The following is a 962-nucleotide window of genomic DNA, read 5'->3' as shown; positions in this document are numbered from 1 at the left end:
TCGCCGCGAGCGGCTAGTCGCATCTGCCTCGGCGGCGCCTTGGACGGTTGAAGCCACGAGTGCCGCCACCTCCTCCTGAACCGAAAAGATGTCCTCAAGCGCCCTGTCGTAGCGTTGAGCCCACAAATGGAAGCCGCTGGCGCCGTCGATCAGCTGCGCCGTGATCCGGATACGGCTCCCGAGCCGTCGCACGCTGCCCTCGACGAGGTAGCGCGCGCCGAGTTGCCGGTGGACTTCCGCGCCCTCCGGCGCTGGCCCACGAAACTGAAAAGATGAATTACGCGCGATCACCACGAGCGACCGGTATCGCGCCAGTTCAGTGATGATATCTTCGGTGATGCCGTCGCTCAGATAATGCTGGTCCTGATCGCCGCTCAAATTGGCGAAGGGCAGCACGGCAATGGTGGGTTTGCCGGACGGCGCGATTGGTCGCTGCACTGAACCTTCCACGCGCTCGACAGGCGCGGTGAAGCGGTAGCCGACGCGAGGCACGGTGGCGATCCAGTCGCCACCTTGGTCGGTGGGGCCGAGCGCCTTCCTCAGCGTCGCAATCTGGACGGTGAGATTGCTTTCCTCGACCGCCCGGCCCGGCCAGGCAGCTTCCATCAGCTCGTCCTTGGTCAGGATGTCGCCGGGCCGGGCCGCAAGCGTGGCGAGCAGCGTGATGCCGCGATGCCCGATGGAGATCGGTATTTCATGTCGCAGGAGCGTCCCCTTCTCAGGGTCGAGCAGGAACGGACCAAAGGTGAGGTGAACCCGTTGCATCCCGCCATATTAAACGTTTCGGAATTTTTCGGAACAGTTTCGGCCGCGCTTTAGTACGCAGGTCCGCTCATCCGCCAAAGTAGCGTTATCGACTTTAGCAGCACCAAGAAAGGACGAGCCAAATGAGCACGCAGCTTTCTTTTACCTCAAGACTCTACCAGTCTCTCTGGAGCGACCAGGCCGCGCAGGGCGAAGAG

At 62.4% G+C, this 962-nt stretch carries 1 protein-coding gene; it reads right to left on the bottom strand.

The window, feature by feature from the left end:
• On the bottom strand, window positions 1-765 hold a 765-nt coding region (locus EN949_RS35410), incomplete at its 3' end, for a winged helix-turn-helix domain-containing protein (protein ID WP_206535018.1).
• Between the last annotated feature and the right edge of the window lie 197 nt (window positions 766-962).

The sequence above is a fragment of the Mesorhizobium sp. M7A.F.Ca.US.007.01.2.1 genome (assembly GCF_003998165.1).
GTDB lineage: Bacteria > Pseudomonadota > Alphaproteobacteria > Rhizobiales > Rhizobiaceae > Mesorhizobium > Mesorhizobium ciceri.
Note: the sequence above shows the minus strand (reverse complement) of the source record. Positions and strands in the feature narration are given on the sequence as shown.